This window comes from Photobacterium sp. DNB22_13_2 (assembly GCF_052873915.1).
In genome coordinates, this window is record NZ_JBNNXU010000002.1 from 438,081 (window position 1) to 460,701 (window position 22,621).

A 22,621-nucleotide genomic window follows, 5' to 3' on the forward strand; every position below is an offset into this window, starting at 1 on the left:
AGGCTATCTAGTAGCCGTTCGGGTTTTCTGACTGCCAACGCCAAGTATCAGCAGCCATCGCTGTGACATCAAATTTCGCTTCCCAGCCTAAATCGTTTCGTGCTTTTGCAGGATCAGCCCAGCACTCAGCGATATCACCAGGACGGCGAGGACAAATTTTATACGCCACATCATGACCACACGCTTGGCTAAAGGCATCAACCATATCAAGTACACTGCTGCCTTTACCTGTACCAAGGTTGTAAATATGCAAACCAGCCTTTTCACCCACAGCTCGCAATGCTGCGATGTGACCATCCGCCAAGTCCATAACGTGGATATAGTCGCGAATACCGGTACCATCAGGGGTTGGATAATCATTGCCAAACACAGAAAGGTATTCACGACGGCCTACCGCGACTTGGGCGATAAATGGCATTAAGTTATTTGGGATACCCTGTGGGTCTTCACCCATAATGCCTGATGGGTGGGCACCAACAGGGTTAAAGTAGCGCAGCAAAGTGATACTCATCTCTGGAGCTGCAACTTGAATATCACGTAGACACTCTTCCACCATGTATTTACTACGGCCATAGGGGTTCGTCACTTGACCAGTCGGTGTTGTTTCCTTGATTGGGATCTCTTCGGGATCACCGTAAACCGTAGCCGATGAGCTAAAGACCAAACTGTTTACTCCAGCATGTTTCATCGCATCTACTAGCATCAATGTGCCATGAACATTGTTGTCGTAATATTCAAGTGGCTTCTCAACAGACTCACCCACAGCCTTCAAGCCAGCGAAATGGATAACAGAGCGGATATCATTCTCAGAGAATACTTGATCTAAAACCTCACGGTCACGAATGTCACCCTGATAGAAAGCAGGCTTTACACCCGTCAGTGTGTTCACTCTATCAAGCACGGCTTCTTTACTGTTGCAAAGGTTATCCAGAATGATTGGTTCAAGACCTGCTTCAATCATTTGTACACAGGTATGGCTGCCGATATAGCCCATACCGCCTGTTACTAATACCTTCATCACGCTCTCCCAATTCACTGTCGGTGTCTAATTCAAAACCATCTAAAGAAAACAGCACCTTGTTCTTAACTGCGAGCAAGTTTATCAGTAAGCCCAAAATGAATTCTGTGATCAACGCCACATAGTGTAAACGTTTCCACTGGATTTAATCGATGTACATCCCTTATCACAACTTATTAAAAGTAATAACATCTGAGCGAATTTAATCAATAACGATAAATTTCATAGTGTTACGTATTTTCACCAGCATAATCTATTTATGCATAGACCAAAGCAAAACAGATCGTGTGAAAACGATTAACCTTAAAATACAGGCGGGAGATAACCCCAAAAAAGCTGATAGTACAATCCAATGAATCCAATCACGGTATGCAATGTGATGTGTAAGACTAATTTAACCTTTTTGTATGCATAGATAGGCAATAAAAAGCTATACTAAATCAGTTGATATGCATCTTGGTGAAGAATGAAAACAGCCTTAATACGATTTTTCCTCTTTTTTATTCCCCTCCTGACTATTACGTCAGCGTCTATATTTTATATCTACAATGAAGATATCAACCAACTAAACCACCGTATTCAAGATCGTGAAAACAGCCGTCACCAGTCCTCTTTGCATATAACTCGCCTGCATTTCGCCCCGATTATTGAAGATTTGAGATACCTCACAGAGAAAGCCAAAGAGCTTTCCGAAACATCATTAAACATAGAAAGACAGCACGATATTCTGACTGCTAGTTTCCAGCGTTTATCAACCACGCGTCACTATTATGATCAAGTCCGGCTACTCAATGCCGATGGCAAAGAAATCATCCGCATCAATAAGTCCGGGGATACAGCAACAGCCGTCCTCCCTAGCCAACTTCAAGACAAAAGCCACCGTGACTATGTCAAGGAGGCTTTAGAAATCCAACCAGGAGGGTTCTACACCTCTCAGTTCGACCTTAACCAAGAAAATGGCCAGATTGAGCTCCCCCATAAGCCAATGCTGCGCTTTGTCAGCCATTTTAAAATAAATGGACAAAGCTGGCTTATCACTCTCAATTACTTGGGGATTGATTACCTAGAGGAGCTAAAAGGTCAATACGGCTGGGACCAAGTCCAAAACTGGTTAGTGAATAGTCATGGCCAATGGCTACTGGGACCAACAAGTGATAGCGCATGGCAGTTCATGCCATCTCTCAACCAACCAGAACAATCAGATTTCAACACCCAATATCCAAAGCTATGGCAAGATATCAGCCTTAATGATTCGGGACAGGTCATCATAGGTGACTACCTCTATACTTTTACCCGCTTTTTTTCCGGTGCAGCTTTCAGTGGAGAGGACAGCTTCACCTTACCTTTTCAAGGTTCGGACTTGCCATGGACAATCATTTCACGCGTTAACATGACAGCAGCAGTCACCGAGCTAGCTTTTACTAAAGCAAGAATATTAAAACTGATTATCTTTACGGGACTGATCATTAGCTTGGCTTCGGGTTGTTTGGTGCTAGCTTGGCATCTATCCCAGCTACTCAATGCACAGCGCAAATTAACGCTGAAGATTGAAGATACAGCCTTACAGTACGCCACCGTGTTACGCCATGCCCCTGACGGTTTGATTACCCTAGATCAAGACATGAAAATTGTCACAGCAAATAATGCAGCCATACAAATTCTATCCCTTCATAATAAAGAAGTACTAGGCTGTCCCCTGACGAAACTATTGCCTGGCTCACAATCACGGCGGCAAGTAGAGGCCATTATTGAGCAACTGCATCAGCTCAGAGAGAAGAATCAGCCAACAATTAAGATCCGATTACAGTTTACGAATCTAAAAACTAAACATATTGAGATCATCGCGACCGAAACGACCTACAGTTCAAGCAGAGAAATTTTGCTAAACCTGCGAGATGTAACCTACTGGATTGAGCGGGAAGAAAAACTCAAGAGTATGTCACGGGCACTCGAACAAAGTAATGATTCCATCATCATTACAGATCGGAGAGGTGTTGTTGAGTATGTAAACCGCTCCTTTGAGAAACATAACGGCATAACATCCAAAGAAATTATTGGTAAGCAGTCAATTGAGTTATTAAGAAATACCTTAAATAACCATAACGATGTAAAACATGTCCAGAAACAATTGAAAGAAGGCCATGTCATTGAACGGGTTATTGCACATAAGCAAGGTGATGAGCAGATAATATATGAAGAAAAAACCATTGCCCCTATCCGTAATAGCCGAGGAAAGATCTGCCATTATATATCCACTGGCAAGGACATAACCGAACGCGTTTTGTTCGAAAACCGACTGCATCGCTTGGTCCACTATGATCTATTAACTGAACTGCCAAACCGCACCCTACTGCAACAGCAGCTGTGTGCGGCGGTGAAGTGTAATAAGGGTACAGGTGAAAATATCGCCCTTCTCTCACTGGATTTGGACTATTTCAAACAGATTAATGATTCACTCGGGCACGCTGTCGGTGACATGGTAATTAAGACCGCGGCCAAGCGTATTCAACGCTTGCTTAGAGAAACTGACTTTCTTGCCAGGCTTGGAGGGGATGAGTTCGCGATCCTTCTGGCGCAGAATGCCGACCTACAGAATGTCAGCAATATTGCCACCCGGATCCTGAAGCACATATCGGCACCACTGATTATTGAAGGTAAGGAATTATACTTAACCACGAGTATAGGAATTAGCTTCTTTCCCGACGATTCTGATGTGCCAGAAAACCTCAGTAAGTATGCCGATATAGCTCTATACCGCGCAAAAGAACAAGGACGTAATCAGTTTTGTTTCTATACGCAAGAAATGGGGGTTCACAGTGTTCTACAAATTCAGTTGGAGTCAGAGCTTCGCCGAACAGTAGGTTCAGATCGTTATGAGTTTTTCTACCAACCTAAAGTCAATGCCAAAGATCATCGAGTCTGCGGTGTGGAGGCTTTGCTGCGGTGGAGAAATGAATATGGTGAACATGAATCACCACTCAATATTATCCCTATCCTGGAACGATCTGGCGTCATTATCGAGGCGGGAGAGTACTTAATCAAAAAAGCCTGCCGACAATTGAAAGCTTGGCAAGCCAAAGGCATTAACCTCAATTTTGCCATTAATATCTCAGCGCAGCAGTTATTGGGCTCAAATATTGTCGAGACTATTGATAAAGCCATCATTAAGAGTGGATGTGATCCGCAATATCTCGAAATAGAAATCACTGAAACCGTCATTATGTCAGATGTCGATACCGCTCTGGACAAGTTAATCAAACTTGAAGCTTTGGGTGTAAAAATAGCCATTGATGATTTTGGGACTGGTTACTCCTCCCTGGCTTACCTGAGTCGCTTCCCTATCCATATACTCAAAATTGATCGGGAGTTCATTAAGGATCTCCCTTGGAATAAAGACAACATCGCCATCACCCGCTCTATTGTGGAATTGGCGCACAACCTTAATATGCAGGTTGTCGCAGAAGGTGTAGAAACTCAATCCCAACGGGATTTTTTGGCCAGTATCGGGGTTGAAGAATTCCAAGGGTTCCTATTCGGCCGCCCTCAGACTATTTATGAATTTGAACAGCATTATCTTCATACCAATGAAAGTACCGTATAAGTTTAAATGGCGGTGCAGCGTAAATAGTACGCAGCAGAAACCTAATTATTCGAATTCTTGGTCGCTATAGAGATAAAACAGCAAAAAAATTGATCTCACGCGGATTATATACGCTGTTTTATTAGTCATCATTCCCCGTAAACCAATCAAAGCGGCGGTTTAAGGGAGCCCGTGATGAAAAAAAACAAAAAAATATCGATATAAAAGCACTCACTGTGATGACTATTAAGCCCAATCATCTAGTTTGCTTACTAAGTAGTCGACAAATTTAGTGACGTAACATATTAATTACAATAATTATTAGTTTATATATTCCGCTTTTTTCGTATGGATATTCATCGCTTCAGCATTAGCCTACTGATTTTAAAGCACACCTGTTTTCATCATAAGACTTTTCTTATTTTTAAGCCATTTTATCAACAAGGAAGCACCACCCCACCAATAAAAACATATCAATAACAAAGCACTCTACAGCTCCGCTAGTTAATATACATAAACACCAAAATCAAAACATAAACAACCAACCCGCAACCACGGGTCTACACTATTGTAGTTAAAATGGCAATATAGGCAGTCGCCATTTTAGGGGGTAAAATTAACGCCTAAAAAACAATGAAAAGACATAATCATGAATTCAGTTATACAAGTAAGCGAACTTGAGTCGTTTCTCATTGCGATTATTGTGCTTTTTCTTGGCTACTTCATTAATAGCAAAGTAAAGGTGTTCCGGAAGTACAATATTCCTGAGCCTATTGTTGGCGGATTGATAGTTGCCATACTAATTGCAGTTTTACATACTCAAGGTATCGATATTACCTTCAAGCTAAGCCTCAAAGACACACTAATGCAGATGTTCTTTGCCACAGTTGGCTTAGCGGCAAGCTTCAAGTTGTTGGCCAAAGGCGGCTCACGGGTTTTCTTATTCCTTGCGATCGCAACACTGTACATTATTATCCAAAATGCGGTTGGTGTTGGCCTAAGCACGATGCTCGGTCTCGATCCCCTGCTCGGACTAATGGTAGGCTCTATTACCCTGTCAGGTGGGCACGGCACAGGTGCGGCTTGGTCACAGACCTTTGCCGATATCTATGGCCTGCATACCTTAGAGCTCTCTATGGCCGCGGCAACGTTTGGGTTAGTCATGGGTGGCATTATTGGTGGACCAGTCGCACAGCGCCTAATTAACAAGTTCTCACTAAAGTCTGAGTTTGGAATTGGTGAGAAACACCATATCGAACACCCTGACTTAGTCACATACAGTGATAACGAAGAAGATCGCATTACTGGCAAGAACACCATTGAAGTACTCTTTATCTTGCTGATTTGTGTTGCTGGCGCTGCACACGTAAAGGAGCTCATCGACAGCCTTGGTATCAACTGGCTGCGTATTCCTGACTTTGTGTATGCCCTCTTTATCGGTGTTTTCATTACCAATGTCTGTGAAACAACCAAAGTCTATAAGATCAATAAAGAAACCGTCGATGCACTAGGTACGATTTCATTATCACTGTTTTTGGCTATGGCGCTAATGAGCCTTCAGCTGTGGGAGCTGCTTGGTCTGGCCTTGCCTATGATAGTGATTCTGTCGGTACAGACGATTACACTTGCAGCCTTTGCATACTTCGTCACCTTCCGCCTGATGGGTAAGACCTATGATGCGGCAGTTATTGCAGGTGGCCACTGTGGTTTTGGCATGGGTGCAACACCAACTGCGGTGATGAACATGGGTGCGCTTGTTTCACGTAATGGCCCATCACCACAAGCCTTCATGGTCGTACCAATCGTCGGGGCTTTCTTTATCGACATTGCCAACCTAATCGTACTGCAGACCTATATCAGCTTCATCCAGTAAATATCCCTTCTGCCGGGCCTAACAGGGCCCGGCTTTGCCGTTCGGCATCTCCAAGCTATTATTAATCTATTGGCCTCTCTTCTTACCACAGACTTGTGTGGTATGAATGTTGAATCTGTGCCTACCGTAGAATTCGGTAGGGTCGTAAAGAGCGTGGGAGTATCAATATGTTAGGTGAAAATCATGCACTGTTTATCGAGTATCCTGAGCATCAAGATAGAATTAAGGAACTAAAACAATCCGACAACGGCTTCAAGCAAATGGCCGACCGTTACCACCAACTAGATCATAAAATTAGAGGCCTTGAAGGCAACAACATTCCCACCGACGATCACCACTTCACACAACTGAAATTAGAACGCGTCCAACTGAAAGATAAAATCTACAGTATTCTGTCACACTGATGCTGCCATGGTTCTCATTATTTATGATGTTCACTTCACTGCTTTACAATCGGTGAAGTGAACATAAATTCATACCTTCCCTCCAATATGAAATGCCTCGCAAAAATGGATATAAGCTATTGAATAAATAGCAAAAACAATATTAACAGCATATGAACAGTTCAAATAACCACAGAAACATTTGTAACTAGATATTTCTAGCGGTTTCCTATTCAAAAAATATTGATAGAATCCGCGCACCTTTAGTGACAATCAACTTTTGTTAATAAAGACAAAAAATTTTTGAGCACAGTATGCAAGCCATACTGTTTCCCTTGTAGTGACGAGAAAACAATGACTAAATTCGATAAAGCAAAGCAGATCCTGCTGGCAGGCTTCTGTATCAACCTATGTATGGGCATCCTGTATGCTTGGAGTGTATTCAAGCAAGCGCTCGTTCTAGATATGGGCTGGTCAGATGCAGATGCTTCTATGCCGTACTCAGTCGCTGTAATTACTTTTGCTCTATCTCTTTTGGTAGCTGGTGTACTTCAAGACCGCATGGGCCCGCGTAAGATCCTTATTTTGGGTACGGTTCTTGTTGGTTCAGGCATGATCATTTCTAGTTTTGCCACCACCCCACTATTGCTTCTTATCACTTTCGGCCTAATGACTGGTGCAGGTATCGGCTTTGGCTACGCGTGCCTTGCTCCTTCTGCAATGAAATGGTTTCACCCTTCAAAGAAAGGTCTTGTAAACGGTTTAATCGCTGCTGGATTTGGTCTAGCTGCGGTATATCTTGCACCGCTAACATCTCTGCTAATTGACTCTTTCGGCATCAGCACCAGTTTCCTGATCCTAGGCGTGGCTATCCTGCTTATTGCAGTTCCACTGGCTAGCACTATCACCAACCCACCTGAAGGCTACAAACCACAAGTACCAGCTAATTACAAAGCGAAAGCTGGCAAGCCGGTAGACATCCAGTGGCGTGCAATGCTGAAAACACCCCAGTTCTATTCACTGTGGGTAATGTTCGCTCTTGCGTCATCTGCAGGCCTAATGGTTATCGGTAATATCACTTTGATTGCTTCACAGCAGGCAAACATTACTGAAGCCGCTTTCCTGGTTGTTGTTCTGTCTATATTCAACTCTGGTGGCCGTGTTGTTGCTGGTATTCTGGCTGACAAAATTGGTGGCCTACGTACACTGACTATCGCCTTCATTATGCAAGGTATCAACATGGCACTGTTTGCTAGCTTTGACTCTAGTTTCACGCTAATGATTGGTGCTGCTCTTGCTGGTGTTGGTTACGGTACGCTACTAGCGGTATTCCCAACACTAACGGCTGAGTTCTATGGCCTGAAAAACTACGGTGCTAACTTCGGTGTGCTATATACAGCATGGGGCGTGAGTGGCTTTATCGGTTCTGCAATCACTGCTATCGCAATGGGTGCTTCAGGTAACTACACCCTAGCATACTCAATCTGTGCGGTAATGTTGGCGTTTAACGTTTTGCTTTCTGTTATCACCAAGCCTGTTGATGCTGAAGCACTAGAGAAGAAACTGGCCAAAGCCTAATTCTTTCTACAAGCAAACATAAAAAAGCACAGCCTCGCTGTGCTTTTTTTATACCTTCTCATTCAAGATTTCACTGTTCTGGGACACGCAAGCAGGTAGCCAGAGGCAAGCTTGTGCGAGTTGTCACTACAGTGCCGGTGCTGATATCCGAACTCAAACCAAATCAGCCCGGACTGAACCACACAGAATCGGCCAAACGTGAAATTTTCGACCCGACTCGGACAGGGGTTGGCGGACCAAACTACACTTTGGTACCGGAAGGTTTCCCATTCCGAGTCTACGGCGATCCTGATGATCGCGAGGTCTTGTTCGATACCGATGATGTTGTATCCTCGCAAGGCGTATTTGCCGCGGTATTCGATGAACTCTATGCTGGTAGCTATAGTGAACCTAAGTTCCCTGACCGCAGAGAAAGCAGTGAAACAGTCAAAGATATTTTCCACGTCGGAGGTGTGACTACACGTCGTGTGGAACCGCGTAATACATCAACCGTTATCAATGCCATTTTCAACTTCCGAAACTTCTGGGACGGTCGCGCCAACAACACCTTTAACGAGGTTGACCCATTTGGACGTCGCAACGTTGACGCTAAGGTTGTTCATTACGATCCCTACACAGATTCTGTTAGTTTGAAAAAAGTGGACCTGATCAACTCCAGTGCAGCATCGCAGCCTGCTGGGCCTCCGGGTAGTGCTTTTGAAATGACCTGTGCCAACAAAGCCTTCAGAGATATGGGTAAAAAGCTCCTTCTCGTGAAAGCGCTGGGCTTGCATCAAGTTGACAGGACGGATAATGAGCAGGGACCCGCTCTGTGCGGGGCTTTTTCTCTTTCTAACAATACCCAACAGCTGAGATCACCCTCCCCCCCCCCGAAACGTTAACAACTTATTAACTAGAACTATTTCAAAGTGTTCCTATACTAAATAGTGACTCAAAAACAGACAGTTATTTTTTACGACCGAAAGAAAGTGCCTATTAGATGGATAAATCACGGCGGCCCCCTTTTGGATATAACTGCTAATAATGACGATAAGAAGCGTCAATTCTCTTGATAAGGAATAACAGGACGTAATTATGAAGCAAATCCTTACCTCAACCATGGCAGTATCTACTCTTGCTCTTATTCTTGCTGGCTGTGATGGCGGTGGTAGCAGCCAAGATAGCGAGCTGGTCAAATCACTACAAGATCAAGTCGAGACGCTTGAACAACAACTGGCCCAAGCTTCAGGGGGTGCCGCTACTACTGTGGAATCTGGCTCTGAAGAACTGACAGCCAAAAGTGCGCCAGCAGCAGCTGTGAGTTCTGACACGCTCGCTCAAATTCAAAAGCAAGGTTACATCCAATGTGGCGTGACGACCGGCTTACCAGGCTTCTCAAATCCCAATGAGAAAGGCGAGTGGGAGGGGATCGATGTTGAATTTTGCCAAGCTGTAGCGGCAGCGACGCTTGGTGATAAAACCAAGGTGAAATATATTCCACTGACCGCCAAGGAGCGTTTCACAGCCCTTCAATCTGGTGAGATAGACCTGCTATCCCGCAATACAACTTGGACTCTTCATCGTGATACAGCACTGGGGATAAACTTTGCTGGTGTTAATTATTACGACGGCCAAGGTTTCATGATCAAAAAAGAGCTCGGGGTAGAGAGCGCAAGAGAGCTTGATGGCGCAGCCGTATGTGTTCAGTCAGGTACCACCACCGAACTCAACCTAGCCGATTACTTCCGCTATCGTGAAATGAAATACACCCCAGTAGTCTTCGATACAGCCGCTCAAACTGTCAAAGGCTTTGAAGCTGGCCGCTGTGATGTTCTAACCACAGACCAATCTGGACTTTATGCCCTGCGCTTAAATCTACAAGATCCATCATCGGCAGTCGTGTTGCCAGAAATTATCTCTAAAGAACCTTTAGGCCCGGCGGTCCGTCAGGGAGATGATCAGTGGTTTAATATTGTTAAGTGGACACTCAATGCCATGATCCATGCTGAAGAGTTAGGTGTGTCCTCCCACAACATCGATGATATGAATAAATCAAATGATCCTAATATCCGCCGCCTTATGGGTATCGATGGTCCGAAAGGCAAAGGGCTTGGACTCAATGACGATTGGGCGTACCAAATAATTAAACAAGTCGGTAACTACGGCGAAAGCTTTGAACGTACTGTAGGCATGAGCTCCCCGCTTGAAATTAAACGCGGACTTAACGCACTATGGACCGACGGTGGTATGCAGTATGCTCCACCAATTCGCTAACCGCTCTCATTCCAAATAACAAATATTAGCGGCCAAAGGTGGAGAGAATGTCTCTCCACCTTTCAAAAATCACCGACACAGGATGTGACGTTTTGGCAGCGAAGAAAACTAACCTGATATATAACCCTACTTTTCGTGCGCTCTTGTTTCAAGCACTTGCCGCTGCAGCGTTGTTCTTCTTTATTTACTCAATTATCAACAATGCATTGGTCAATTTGGAGCAGCGTGGGATTGCCACTGGGTTTGGTTTCCTCACAGAACAAGCGGGATTCGGAATCGGGTTGAGTCTGATAGATTACGATGAAACCTATAGTTATGGCCGTACCTTCTTTGTCGGTTTGCTCAATACCGCTCTAGTCTCTGTACTGGGTATTTTACTTGCCACGATTATTGGGTTCCTTATCGGTATCGCTCGGCTTTCTTCTAATTGGTTGGTTAGCCGTTTTGCGGCAGTTTATATCGAGACGTTCCGTAATATCCCCTTGTTGCTGCAAATCTTCTTTTGGTATTTCGCTGTCTTACAAGCGCTCCCCTCTCCCCGTAACAGCATCAGCCTCGGCGAAAGTGTCTACCTCAATGTTCGTGGTTTGTATTTTTCCAAGCCTGTTTTCGAGCAAAATGCCTACTGGATTGGCTTTGCACTTCTCACAGCGTTAGTACTGAGTATTGGCTACACGATTTATGCAAGGCGAAAACAAAAAGCGACCGGAAAACAATCACCGATCCTTTGGGTGTCAATTAGCCTGCTTGTTATCCTCCCGACAATCAGCTATTTCGCCAGTGGGCAACCAGTTCATATGCAGGCCCCTGTACTGAAAGGCTTTAACTTCAGGGGGGGGATCAGCATCATTCCCGAGCTGGCTGCTTTACTGCTTGCCTTAAGTGTCTACACCGCATCATTCATCGCTGAAATAGTTCGTGCGGGGATTAATGCTGTCAGCCACGGGCAGACAGAGGCCGCCTTATCGCTTGGCCTCCCCCAAGGTAAAACCCTACGCTTGGTCGTCATTCCACAAGCTTTGCGGATTATTATTCCTCCGCTGACAAGCCAATACCTCAACTTGACCAAGAACTCCTCCTTGGCTATGGCTATCGGTTATCCAGATCTCGTGTCGGTTTTTGCCGGTACCACACTCAACCAAACCGGACAGGCTATCGAAATAATTGCAATGACCATGGCCGTTTACCTTGCTCTAAGCCTACTTACTTCATTGATCATGAATATCTATAACCGCAAAGTTGCGCTGGTCGAGCGCTAGGAGAGCGAGGGAATGCATCAACACCAGTTTCGCCCAGACTTACCTCCTCCAGCCAACACTGTTGGTATCATTGGCTGGTTACACAAAAACCTGTTTTCCAATGCCATCAATACATGCCTAACGCTTGTTCTGGGTTACTTCGCTATCATGGCCCTTTGGAACATTGCTGATTGGGCCTTTCTCAATGCTGACTGGGCAGGGACTACTCGGGACGACTGCCAACGAAATGGGGCGTGCTGGGTATTCATTTCTGTTCGCTTCGAGCAATTTATGTTTGGGTTCTACCCCCAACAAGAACTGTGGCGCCCTCAGCTTTTTTACTTCACCCTTGCAATATTCATAGCACTACTTGCCTATGAAAAAACACCTCGTCGCACATGGATATGGCTGTTCTTCGTCAATATCTATCCTTTCATTATTGCTGGTTTACTCTACGGTGGAGTTCTCGGGTTACCCGTTGTTGAAACCCATCTGTGGGGCGGCTTGTTGATCACATTGATCATAGCCATTGTCGGTATTGTCGTATCGCTACCGATTGGTATCGCACTGGCATTGGGTAGACGCTCGAATATGCCGGTGATCCGCAGCCTTTGCACTGTCTATATTGAGGTATGGCGCGGCGTACCGCTTATCACCGTTCTTTTTATGGCTTCAGTCATGCTGCCGCTTTTCCTCAGCGCCGAAACCGAGACCAACAAACTGTTCCGGGCACTGATTGGCGTTGTTTTGTTCAGTGCAGCCTACATGGCAGAAGTAGTTCGCGGAGGCCTGCAAGCCATTCCTTCAGGACAATATGAAGCCGCCGATGCACTCGGGCTGAGCTATTGGAAGAAAACATACCTGATCGTGCTACCGCAAGCGCTCAAGATCAGTATTCCAGCTATCGTTAACACCTTCATAGGACTGTTTAAAGACACCAGCTTGGTGCTCATCATCGGTATGTTCGATGTGCTTGGCATCGGTCAGGCGGCCAATACCGACCCTCGGTGGTTGGGCTTTGCCACAGAGAGCTATGTTTTTGTCGCACTGGTGTTTTGGGTGTTTTGCTTTGGTATGTCGCGATACAGCATATATTTGGAAAACAAACTTCATACCGGTCATAAACGGTAAGTCATCAAGAGGGATTGGTATGACAGACAACAATAACCCAAACAGCAGTAACCCAAATATCAATACACCACTAAATAACTCGACAGTGATGATCACCATGGATGAAGTCAATAAATGGTATGGTGAATTTCATGTATTAAAAGACATCAACCTCACGGTTAAGCAAGGTGAAAAAATCGTCATCTGCGGTCCTTCTGGTTCAGGGAAGTCCACCTTGATCCGCTGTATTAATCGCCTTGAAGAGCATCAAAAGGGACACATCATCGTTGCCGGCAACGAACTCACTAGTGACCTAAAAAATATCGAATTGGTTCGTCGAGAAGTAGGCATGTGTTTTCAGCATTTCAATCTTTTCCCCCATCTTACTGTGCTCGAAAACTGCACCTTAGCCCCCATCTGGGTAAAGAAAATGCCGCAGAAAGACGCCGAGAAAATCGCCATGCAATATCTTGAGCGGGTCAAAATACCAGAGCAAGCCAACAAATACCCCGGACAGCTATCTGGCGGCCAGCAACAACGCGTTGCCATAGCCCGATCGTTATGCATGACGCCGCAGATAATGCTGTTTGATGAACCGACATCAGCCCTAGACCCGGAAATGGTCAGGGAAGTACTAGAGGTCATGGTCGAGCTTGCCAATGAAGGGATGACGATGATTTGCGTGACTCATGAAATGGGGTTTGCCCGCCAGGTTGCCGACCGGGTTATCTTCATGGATATGGGTGAAATCATTGAAGAAAACACCCCGCAAGCATTCTTCGATAACCCACAATCAGACAGAACGCAGCTATTCTTGAACCAGATCCTGCACTGAACCGTATAAAGATTGATGCTCAAGTAACTTGATTATATGGCAAAACAAACACTTAATGAGGCGCAGCATACATGTGCTGTAACATTCATTTACAACTTTGACCACAAAGATAAGGAATTGTTAAGTATCATTCAGGTCATATCGTTACACTAGTGATTATTGTTTGGGGACAGCCGCATTAATTTGACAAACGGCTTGCAATAGCGATGAAATGCCCCAATATACATTTATATTAGCAATCACATATCTAACCCTGAGGGGACTATTTATGAACGATCGTATGGTCAATCGTGGCGCAGCTTACGAAAGCGTACTTTCTACGAACAAAGTTCTACGTAACACTTATTTTCTTCTGTCACTAACGCTTGTATGGTCAGCTATCGTTGCAGGTTTCGCAATGGCGATGAATATGCCTCACCCAGGTTTAATCATCACACTTGTTGGCTTCTACGGTCTGATGTTCCTGACAGAGAAAAACCGTAACAACGGCTTGGGGGTTGTATTTACCTTCGCGCTAACTGGCTTTATGGGGTACACATTGGGGCCAATCCTCAATATGTACATTGGCGCTGGCATGGGTCACGCAATTGTCCCTGCACTAGGCGGCACGGCTCTTACCTTCATGGCGTGTTCGGCATACGCACTGACCACTAAGCGTGATCTGTCTTTCCTAGGCGGTATGCTATTGGCTGGCTTTGTTGCTATTCTCGTGATGGTTGTTGCAAACATCTTCCTACAGATGCCAATGCTATCACTAGCAATCAGCGGCATGTTTGTTCTGTTCTCGTCAGCAGCTATCCTGCTTACAACACAGAGTATTGTTCGCGGCGGTGAAACAAACTACATCTCTGCGACTGTTACGTTGTATGTTTCTATCTACAACCTATTCCTGAGCCTACTGCAAATCCTAGGCATCATGGGTAGCAACGACTAATCTTTGATTCAGTCAAAGATAACGAAAAAGCGCCGGAAGGCGCTTTTTTTGTTGCTACAGCCTTGCAGCCAAACCTGAATATCACTATGCTTTGGCCGTTCTATATGCGAGGCAAACATGCTTGAATTTGAAGGTAAACAAATAGAAACCGATGCCCACGGTTATCTGAAAAACACCGACGACTGGAGCGAGGCTCTGGTTCCTCTTTTGGCAAAAGATGAAGGAATCACCCTGAGCGAAGCCCATTGGGAAGTCGTCCGTTTTGTTCGCGAGTTCTATCAGGAATTCAATACCTCACCAGCCATTCGAATGCTGGTAAAGGCGATGGCTAAAAAGTACGGCGAAGAAAAAGGCAGTTCACGCTACTTGTACAAACTGTTCCCGAAAGGGCCAGCAAAACAAGCAACGAAGCTGGCCGGCCTACCAAAGCCTGTAAAGTGTATCTAAGCTCTTACAGGTGATAGCTAATATGGGCGAGCGGTATCCTCTCGCCTATCACCTCTTACCTTGCACATCGCAGTGAGATATACCAGGCTCGCGCCCCATTACATAATTTCAAAGCCATCATAATGCCGCCAATCAAGTTGTTCCCAGCTCAGACTATCGACACTGGACGTTCTGGGCCCTACTTCCAGCCAGCTAAGCAGTTGCTTAACTTGCTCCTCTGAACCACAAGCCATGACCTCAACACTGCCGTCCGGTAAATTCTTGGCATAGCCCGTCAAACCACACTTCAGGCCTTCATGCGCGGTATGAAATCTGAACCCAACACCTTGAACCATGCCGGTAACTAACGCCTTTACACAAATTTGTGACATACACTACCTCAGCTTCCTGCTTTCGTTTGACATCAATATTAGCTGATCGCGAGAATCAACAACGTATTGAATTCACGACATAACAACTAGAAACCACAACTTCCTTTTTCTCTCGCAACACCCCCCAATCAGATACATACCAACTAAAATCTAACACCAACCATCACGTTGGCCAGACTGATAACTCTTTATTTGTCAGTGGTATGATTTACAGCATATATGCAGGTGACTTAGTGGGGTTGTTTCCCCATTTCAGCGCCAACCATGATATTTGAACAACTGAGAAAACAAGCTTATGCGCTTGAGTCACTACAGCGAGTAGTGAAAGTCTAATTCCTCCCTATTGGGCTCTGCCTACTGCAAGCAATGCTGCTATTGATAATAGGCCATATAAATTTGATTTTATGTGGTTTCGACAACATAATACGCCCCCATTCCTTACTCCATACTGGGCAAGTCATGACAGCTTCAATTTATCTGGTTAAAGGCCGTGAAAAATCACTTCGCCGCCGCCACCCTTGGGTTTTCTCGCGCGGCATTCAACGCGTAGAAGGCAAACCATCGCTTGGCGAAACCGTTGATATCTTCGACCACAATGGTGAGTGGTTAGCACGCGGCGCATTTTCTCCGCAATCTCAGATCCGTGTTCGAGTATGGACCTTTGTTCGAAACGAACAAATCGATGTGGATTTCTTCGTCAATCGCCTTAAATCTGCACAGGGCCTGCGTGACATTCTTACTGCCCGTGACGGCCTAACAGGTTACCGTCTTATCGCCGCTGAATCTGATGGCCTACCTGGCATCACTATTGACCGTTACCAGAATTACCTTGTGTGTCAGTTGTTGAGTGCAGGTGCCGAAGCACAGAAAGACGCATTGGTTGAAGCGCTTAATATCTGCTACCCAGAATGTAGTGTGTACGAGCGTTCAGACGTGTCAGTGCGTAAGAAGGAAGGCCTTAAGCAGCGTACTGGTGTACTGTCTGGTGAAGAGCCTCCTAAATTTGTCACCATTGAAGAAAACGGCGTTAAGATCAATGTCGATATTGTTGGTGGCCACAAAACAGGTTTCTACCTTGACCAACGTGACAGCCGCGAAGCCGCCGTTAAGTATGTCAACGGCAAGCGTGTTCTTAACTGCTTCTGTTACACCGGTGGATTTGGCCTGTATGCGCTGAAAGGCGGTGCTAGCAATGTGGTGAATGTGGATGTCTCCCAGCCGGCACTAGACACTGCTCGTATGAACGCAGAAGCTAACGGCTACCCGCTTGAGAATGCTGAGTTCCTCAATGCTGATGTGTTCAAATTGCTACGTGAATACCGTGAACGCGGTGAGAAATTCGATGTTGTGATCATGGATCCACCAAAGTTTGCCGAGTCGAAGTCTCAGCTCGTCGGTGCATGCCGTGGCTACAAAGACATCAACATGCTTGCGATGCAGATCCTAAAGCCGGGTGGTACCCTGTTAACGTATTCTTGCTCGGGTCTGATGGACAACAACCTGTTCCAGAAAATCATTGCTGATGCCGCTCTTGATGCCAAGCGTGAGGTACAGTTTATTGAGCGCTTCGGTCAAGCTGCCGATCACCCTCTAGACAGTGCTTATCCAGAAGGTTTCTACCTTAAAGGTTTCGCCTGCTACGTGAAGTAACAGTGCACTAGCCGTCCCGATACAAAGCAACCTTGAAGAAGCCAGCCTGATAGCTGGCTTCTTTTTTAGTCTGTCAGCATTGCCGCAGCTGAGCCACACAGCGTCATCAAGAACAAGAACCATTTCAGTGTTTCCGGCCTAGCCGAAATAGCCATTTTCACCGCAAGATGCGATCCCACCATTGTTCCACCAGCCAATATCAACCCCGGCCCCCACAGCACCAAATCTTCGATAATAAATAGTACTAAAGCCACAGATGTAAAAGCTAAGGCACACAACATTTTCAAAGCATTCGCGCGCACTAGGTCATAGCGAAGCGTCCCAGCCAGGGCCGCTAATAAAACAAAGCCAACACCGGCTTGCACAAAACCACCATAAAAGCCTGCCAAACCAAGCCCCCACCACGAACTCGGGGTATTTCTTACTTTTTTGGGCTCACTACCAGCCGGAGGGGCAACAATCGAAGGGCGGAGTAGAATCACCAGCGCCATGGTTAGCATGGTGCCTAGCAACAAAGGCTTAATCCATGTTGAAGGAGCATAAGCCGCCCCCACCGCACCCAGTAAGCCACCAATAATGGTCGGCAATAAGATAGGACCAGTATCTGATGTATCCAGCTTGCCGTGTCGCCGGAAACCAAGCAAGGCCGTAAGGCCTTGTACCGCAACCCCAACCCGGTTGGTCGCATTCGCCACTTCAGCTGGCATCCCCATAACCATTAATGCCGGCAAGGTAAGATTAGATCCTCCACCAGCTAATGTATTGATGATCCCAGCCAGAAAGCCAGTACCAATCAGCAAGCAAGCCTGCAGTATCGACATATCCATTGTATTGTTCTATCCATGGCTGAAACGTATTTTGTCTATAAGCAATATACCCAATACATTAAACAAAGTGTTATATTTGATGATTAGTTTATTAGGGCATCAAAGTCAGTATTCAGCCCTTATTCAGCTGCCTAGCGACAAACTGCTAGGATAATACCGATAAATACAACCTACTTCGGACATTGTTTTTCAAGGAACCGTTATGAAATTTCGTACCGCGCTTATGGCTATTGCAGCATGCGGCATTAGCTTCTCCTCTCTTGCTGACGTTACACTGGATCTCCCTTACCAAGCCGACCTAGTTTTGGTTAATGGCATTGAGCAGGATGGCAATGACACATTAACGCTGCCTAATGGTGTCAACCAATTTGCCTTCACTTACGTTGATTCACTTCGTAATAATGGCGATGACTACCTGTATCAATCTGACGTTATCGTGGTTAAGTTTGATGCCAGTGATGAAGCCTTAAAGCTTGACCTGCCAAAACTACGCACCGCACAAGACGCTCGTAAATTCAATAAGTCACCGAAGTTCTCATTGGTTGCGGTTAATGGTGAGAAAGTCAGCTTTAAGCAGGACAAACTGATGAAATCAGGCCTACAACTTGGCCGTGACTTCGAAAAAGAAATTGCTGTTTATAACCAGTCAGGCAAAGTCGCTGCGGTAGCAACAACTGCGACTGCTGCGGTAGTACCAGTCACACTCCCTGCAGCAACACCGTCCTCGACATCACCAAAACCGCCAGTCGATCAGCAACAAACACGCAATGTAGCCGAAAACATGCTGGACTACTGGTATGCACAGGCTGACGAAGCGACACGAGCGCGTTTCAAGGCGAAAATCAATCAAGAATAAGAGCCTAGCGATGTAATACCAATCTGGATAAGTAGTTGATCAAATATTTATATAGGTTGGTATAAAAATACAGCAAAAGAGCCAACGGGCTCTTTTTTCATTTCTCCCTTATCTACAGCCCCTCATGCTGTCCTATTTCCTCTTCACATCAGCCAGTCTTGATACCATCCTAGTACCTATCGCTAGTATCAAACCATACCCGATTTATCCCTGTAATATCCCTGCCCGTCAGCCCTTTCTCCAAATCCCACTCCACCTCGATACCTTCATCTTGGTCTTAACGTGCCTGGTATAAAAATTTAGTTATCGGTGCAAAATAACACTGTTTAGACCACATAGAACAAGCAGATTTTTGCGAGCCAGTATGTGATTTATAACAAAATCACCTGCCAACCTTGATATTCCTCTTATACTTTTTTCACGGCGCAACCCAAGACCAAGATGCCGTAATCTAATTCAACTAACGCGTTTCAATATTAAAGGAAATATTCAATGGAACACCTGAAACAAGGACAGGCGATAACTCGGGCACTTAAGCTCAGTACCCTCGCCGTTTCATGCATAGCGGCGATGAATGCCCATGCAACAATGGAATGTGAAACCGTCGAAACATGGAATAGCGCCGTGGCCTATACGGGTGGCGCTCAGGTTCAAGAAACAAATAAAGTGTATAAAGCGAATTGGTGGACAAAGGGGAATGCACCTTCGGCCCACTCAGGTCCAAGCCAAGAATGGTCATTTGTCGATGACTGCTCAACTGGCACAACGAACCTGCTTCCCACCGTCACTATCACCTCTCCTAGCGTTAACACGGCAATCAGTGCTGGAGACACTGTAACTATCGCGGCTGATGCGACAGACAAGGATGGGACAGTCGCAAGCGTTGACTTCTATGTGGGGTCATCAAAACTTGGTTCTGCTACCCAATCTCCTTATCAAATTAACTGGACAGCTGTCACCGGTAACCAGCTTCTTAAGGCTGTAGTGACTGATGATAAAGGCGGCTCAGCAGAAACATCTGTTGCCGTTATTGTGCAGGAAACCGCTAATAGCCAACCAACAGTCAATCTTACTCTTTCTGTATCCAGTATCGAATTTGGCGGCTCCGTTACCCTTAGTTCCGCGGCCGATGACATCGATGGCACCATTGAAAAGGTAGACTTTTTTGCCAACGGCTCATTAATCGGCACCGTTGCCACCGCCCCCTATACGCTGGACTACGCGCCATCTCAATCTGGCACTATCACCCTTTTTGCCCGCGCCACTGACAACCTTGGCGCTACGTCGAATTCTAGCTCGGCAGCACTAGCCGTTAACGGGGGGGGAAGTGCGCAAAGCTGCCGACCTGACGGTCTGTATCAAACAGAAGGGGTTACGGTCCCATATTGTACAATTTATGATGATCAAGGCCGTGAAGTAATGGGGGCCGATCACCCACGTCGCGTTATCGGCTACTTCACAAGCTGGCGCAGTGGCGATGATCCGCAAGCGGCCTACCTAGTCAATGACATTCCGTGGGATCAACTCACCCACATCAACTACGCCTTTGTCAGTATTGGCAGCGATGGCAAAGTGAACGTCGGTAATATAGCCGATCCGACCAACCCTGCAACGGGTAAGGAATGGCCGGGCGTCGAAATTGACCCAGCCCTAGGCTTCAAAGGGCATTTTGGTGCACTCGCTACCTACAAGAAGAAACATGACGTCAAAACCCTGATCTCTATCGGTGGCTGGGCTGAAACCGGTGGGCATTTTGGCGCTGACGGCAACCGGATTGCAGACGGTGGTTTCTATACAATGACCACCAATGCTGACGGCTCTATCAACCATGCAGGTATCGAGAAATTTGCAACCTCAGCGGTTGAAATGATGCGCCAATATCAGTTCGATGGTCTGGACATCGACTACGAATACCCAACGTCTATGGCTGGTGCCGGTAACCCCGATGATAAAGCCTCTATGGAACCTCGCCGTGCTTACCTATGGGCTTCTTACCAAGAGCTAATGAAAGTACTACGCCAGAAACTGGATAACGCATCAGCACAAGACGGCATCCATTACATGCTGACTATCGCTGCACCTTCATCTGGTTACTTGCTGCGCGGTATGGAAGACTTTGATGTCACCAAGTACCTAGACTATGTCAACATCATGTCGTACGACCTGCATGGTGCGTGGAACGATCACGTCGGCCACAATGCGGCACTGTTTGACACGGGTAAAGACTCAGAGCTGGCACAATGGAACGTATATGGCACTGCCGCTTATGGCGGTATTGGCTATCTAAACACTGATTGGGCATACCATTATTTCCGAGGTTCAATGCCAGCAGGACGTATCAACATCGGCGTACCTTACTATACCCGAGGCTGGCAAGGTGTAACTGGTGGTGAAAACGGGCTATGGGGCCGAGCTGCATTGCCTAACCAATCACAGTGTGCACCTGGCACCGGGGAAGGTGAAAAGAATAACTGTGGCTACGGTGCCGAGGGGATTGATAACCTATGGCATGACAAAAATGCTGCCGGTGATGAAATGGGAGCGGGCTCAAATCCTATGTGGCATGCTATGAACCTTGCCCAAGGTATTTTCGGTAGCTACAGCACCGCTTACAACCTAGACCCAGCCAACAACCCTGCTCATCAGCTAACAGGTAACTATACCCGCCACTATGACAGCGTTGCCGTCGCCCCATGGTTATGGAATGCAGACAAGAAAGTCTTCCTATCAACAGAAGATAAAGCATCCATCAATGTTAAAGCAGACTATGTAATCGACAAAGAAATCGGCGGGATCATGTTCTGGGAGCTTGCTGGAGACTATAACTGCTACGTCTTCGATGCCAACGGCAATCGTACTTCTATCGATACAACAGAGAATGCGTGTAAAACTGGCAATGGTGAATACCATATGGGTAATACCATGACTAAAGCCATCTATGAGAAGTTCAAGTCTGCAACGCCATACGGCAACAAAGTTGCCACTGGTGCTATCCCGACTGAAGCACTCGATATTGCTGTAAATGTATCAGGCTTTAAGGTCGGCGATCAGAACTACCCGATCAACCCTACAGTGACCTTTACCAATAACACAGGTCAGGATATCCCTGGCGGAACTGAATTCCAATTCGATATCCCAACATCGGCACCGGACAATGCCAAGGATCAATCTGGCGGTGGCTTAGCTGTAATTGCATCAGGTCATAGCCGTACCGATAATATCGGTGGCCTCGACGGCGTGATGCACCGAGTCGCCTTCACCCTGCCGGCTTGGAAGAGCCTTCCTGCAGGCGGTACCTATGAGCTTGATATGGTGTATTACCTACCAATCTCTGGTCCAGCCAACTATAGCGTTAACATAAATGGCAAGGACTACGCGTTCAAGTCTGAGCAACCCGATTTACCACTTGGCACTATCGGAAACGGCAATGGCGGTGACAATAACGGGGGTGGCGACGGAACCTGTAGCACAACGGGTATCAACACTTACCCTAACTGGCCACAAACCGATTGGGGGGGGAATCCAAGTCATGCAAACCAAGGTGATAAGATCATCCACAACGGTGTGGTATACCAAGCCAATTGGTGGAGTAGTTCAGTACCGGGTAGTGACGGTAGCTGGTCTACAGTGTGTACAATTTAACCATTAAGCGATAAACATAATGCGCG

At 46.1% G+C, this 22,621-nt stretch carries 17 protein-coding genes; 14 read left to right on the forward strand and 3 right to left on the reverse strand.

Annotation, left to right across the window (positions count from 1 at the left end):
- Positions 1 to 7: 7 nt before the first annotated feature.
- Positions 8 to 1,018, reverse strand: coding sequence for a UDP-glucose 4-epimerase GalE (galE, locus tag ACVA58_RS05200; protein ID WP_446509366.1), 1,011 nt, complete (start codon positions 1,016 to 1,018; stop codon positions 8 to 10).
- A gap of 466 nt (positions 1,019 to 1,484) precedes the next feature.
- Between galE and ACVA58_RS05205 the strand changes: the two genes are divergently transcribed.
- The 11 genes from ACVA58_RS05205 (at position 1,485) to tusE (ending at position 15,249) form a co-directional block, all read left to right on the forward strand.
- Entirely contained in the window at positions 1,485 to 4,619 is a 3,135-nt protein-coding gene (locus ACVA58_RS05205) for an EAL domain-containing protein (protein ID WP_446509367.1), read from the forward strand.
- Positions 4,620 to 5,247: 628 nt separating this feature from the next.
- Positions 5,248 to 6,471 (forward strand): sodium/glutamate symporter, encoded by a 1,224-nt coding sequence (gltS, locus tag ACVA58_RS05210; RefSeq protein WP_446509368.1) that lies wholly within the window; start codon positions 5,248 to 5,250, stop codon positions 6,469 to 6,471.
- Positions 6,472 to 6,638: 167 nt separating this feature from the next.
- The gene (locus tag ACVA58_RS05215; RefSeq protein WP_446509369.1) at positions 6,639 to 6,875 is read left to right on the forward strand and encodes a YdcH family protein; all 237 of its coding nucleotides are present in this window, start codon (positions 6,639 to 6,641) and stop codon (positions 6,873 to 6,875) included.
- A 333-nt stretch (positions 6,876 to 7,208) separates the two neighbouring features.
- Positions 7,209 to 8,432, forward strand: coding sequence for an L-lactate MFS transporter (locus ACVA58_RS05220; protein ID WP_446509370.1), 1,224 nt, complete (start codon positions 7,209 to 7,211; stop codon positions 8,430 to 8,432).
- A gap of 113 nt (positions 8,433 to 8,545) precedes the next feature.
- A complete protein-coding gene (locus ACVA58_RS05225) occupies positions 8,546 to 9,313 on the forward strand; it encodes a hypothetical protein (RefSeq protein ID WP_446509371.1) in 768 nt (255 codons plus the stop codon).
- Between the two features lie 193 nt (positions 9,314 to 9,506).
- Positions 9,507 to 10,685, forward strand: coding sequence for an amino acid ABC transporter substrate-binding protein (locus tag ACVA58_RS05230; protein ID WP_446509372.1), 1,179 nt, complete (start codon positions 9,507 to 9,509; stop codon positions 10,683 to 10,685).
- Positions 10,686 to 10,732: 47 nt separating this feature from the next.
- Positions 10,733 to 11,944: an amino acid ABC transporter permease gene (locus tag ACVA58_RS05235; RefSeq protein ID WP_446509373.1), complete on the forward strand. Its 1,212-nt coding sequence runs from the start codon at positions 10,733 to 10,735 to the stop codon at positions 11,942 to 11,944.
- Between the two features lie 12 nt (positions 11,945 to 11,956).
- Complete coding sequence (locus tag ACVA58_RS05240) at positions 11,957 to 13,054, forward strand: amino acid ABC transporter permease (protein WP_446509374.1); 1,098 nt, start codon at positions 11,957 to 11,959, stop codon at positions 13,052 to 13,054.
- A gap of 88 nt (positions 13,055 to 13,142) precedes the next feature.
- A complete protein-coding gene (locus tag ACVA58_RS05245; RefSeq protein WP_446509449.1) occupies positions 13,143 to 13,868 on the forward strand; it encodes an amino acid ABC transporter ATP-binding protein in 726 nt (241 codons plus the stop codon).
- A gap of 268 nt (positions 13,869 to 14,136) precedes the next feature.
- Positions 14,137 to 14,802 carry a Bax inhibitor-1/YccA family protein gene (locus tag ACVA58_RS05250; RefSeq protein WP_446509375.1) on the forward strand — a complete coding sequence of 222 codons (666 nt, stop codon included), beginning with the start codon at positions 14,137 to 14,139 and terminating at the stop codon, positions 14,800 to 14,802.
- A gap of 117 nt (positions 14,803 to 14,919) precedes the next feature.
- Positions 14,920 to 15,249 (forward strand): sulfurtransferase TusE, encoded by a 330-nt coding sequence (gene tusE / locus ACVA58_RS05255; protein WP_446509376.1) that lies wholly within the window; start codon positions 14,920 to 14,922, stop codon positions 15,247 to 15,249.
- Positions 15,250 to 15,347: 98 nt separating this feature from the next.
- On the opposite strand, the gene yccX is transcribed toward tusE, so the two are convergent.
- The gene (gene yccX / locus ACVA58_RS05260) at positions 15,348 to 15,620 is read right to left on the reverse strand and encodes an acylphosphatase (RefSeq protein WP_446509377.1); all 273 of its coding nucleotides are present in this window, start codon (positions 15,618 to 15,620) and stop codon (positions 15,348 to 15,350) included.
- 459 nt (positions 15,621 to 16,079) lie between these two features.
- On the opposite strand from yccX, the gene ACVA58_RS05265 reads away from it, so the two are divergent.
- Complete coding sequence (locus ACVA58_RS05265) at positions 16,080 to 17,270, forward strand: class I SAM-dependent methyltransferase (protein ID WP_446509378.1); 1,191 nt, start codon at positions 16,080 to 16,082, stop codon at positions 17,268 to 17,270.
- A 65-nt stretch (positions 17,271 to 17,335) separates the two neighbouring features.
- Here ACVA58_RS05265 and ACVA58_RS05270 read toward each other — a convergent pair whose 3' ends face one another.
- Positions 17,336 to 18,097: a sulfite exporter TauE/SafE family protein gene (locus tag ACVA58_RS05270; protein ID WP_446509379.1), complete on the reverse strand. Its 762-nt coding sequence runs from the start codon at positions 18,095 to 18,097 to the stop codon at positions 17,336 to 17,338.
- Between the two features lie 202 nt (positions 18,098 to 18,299).
- Between ACVA58_RS05270 and ACVA58_RS05275 the strand changes: the two genes are divergently transcribed.
- Together ACVA58_RS05275 and ACVA58_RS05280 are read left to right on the forward strand one after the other, a co-directional pair.
- Positions 18,300 to 18,953 (forward strand): YccT family protein, encoded by a 654-nt coding sequence (locus ACVA58_RS05275; RefSeq protein WP_446509380.1) that lies wholly within the window; start codon positions 18,300 to 18,302, stop codon positions 18,951 to 18,953.
- Between the two features lie 492 nt (positions 18,954 to 19,445).
- Entirely contained in the window at positions 19,446 to 22,595 is a 3,150-nt protein-coding gene (locus tag ACVA58_RS05280) for a chitinase C-terminal domain-containing protein (protein ID WP_446509381.1), read from the forward strand.
- Positions 22,596 to 22,621 lie beyond the last annotated feature (26 nt).

Coding starts and splice junctions, on each gene's coding strand:
- yccX (WP_446509377.1), bottom strand. CDS start 15,620: ATGTCACAAATTTGTGTAAAGGCGTTAGTTACCGGCATGGTTCAAGGT.
- ACVA58_RS05215 (WP_446509369.1), top strand. CDS start 6,639: ATGTTAGGTGAAAATCATGCACTGTTTATCGAGTATCCTGAGCATCAA.
- ACVA58_RS05235 (WP_446509373.1), top strand. CDS start 10,733: ATGTCTCTCCACCTTTCAAAAATCACCGACACAGGATGTGACGTTTTG.
- tusE (WP_446509376.1), top strand. CDS start 14,920: ATGCTTGAATTTGAAGGTAAACAAATAGAAACCGATGCCCACGGTTAT.
- ACVA58_RS05205 (WP_446509367.1), top strand. CDS start 1,485: ATGAAAACAGCCTTAATACGATTTTTCCTCTTTTTTATTCCCCTCCTG.
- ACVA58_RS05220 (WP_446509370.1), top strand. CDS start 7,209: ATGACTAAATTCGATAAAGCAAAGCAGATCCTGCTGGCAGGCTTCTGT.
- ACVA58_RS05230 (WP_446509372.1), top strand. CDS start 9,507: ATGAAGCAAATCCTTACCTCAACCATGGCAGTATCTACTCTTGCTCTT.
- galE (WP_446509366.1), bottom strand. CDS start 1,018: ATGAAGGTATTAGTAACAGGCGGTATGGGCTATATCGGCAGCCATACC.
- gltS (WP_446509368.1), top strand. CDS start 5,248: ATGAATTCAGTTATACAAGTAAGCGAACTTGAGTCGTTTCTCATTGCG.
- ACVA58_RS05270 (WP_446509379.1), bottom strand. CDS start 18,097: ATGGATATGTCGATACTGCAGGCTTGCTTGCTGATTGGTACTGGCTTT.
- ACVA58_RS05250 (WP_446509375.1), top strand. CDS start 14,137: ATGAACGATCGTATGGTCAATCGTGGCGCAGCTTACGAAAGCGTACTT.
- ACVA58_RS05245 (WP_446509449.1), top strand. CDS start 13,143: ATGATCACCATGGATGAAGTCAATAAATGGTATGGTGAATTTCATGTA.
- ACVA58_RS05275 (WP_446509380.1), top strand. CDS start 18,300: ATGAAATTTCGTACCGCGCTTATGGCTATTGCAGCATGCGGCATTAGC.
- ACVA58_RS05265 (WP_446509378.1), top strand. CDS start 16,080: ATGACAGCTTCAATTTATCTGGTTAAAGGCCGTGAAAAATCACTTCGC.
- ACVA58_RS05240 (WP_446509374.1), top strand. CDS start 11,957: ATGCATCAACACCAGTTTCGCCCAGACTTACCTCCTCCAGCCAACACT.
- ACVA58_RS05280 (WP_446509381.1), top strand. CDS start 19,446: ATGGAACACCTGAAACAAGGACAGGCGATAACTCGGGCACTTAAGCTC.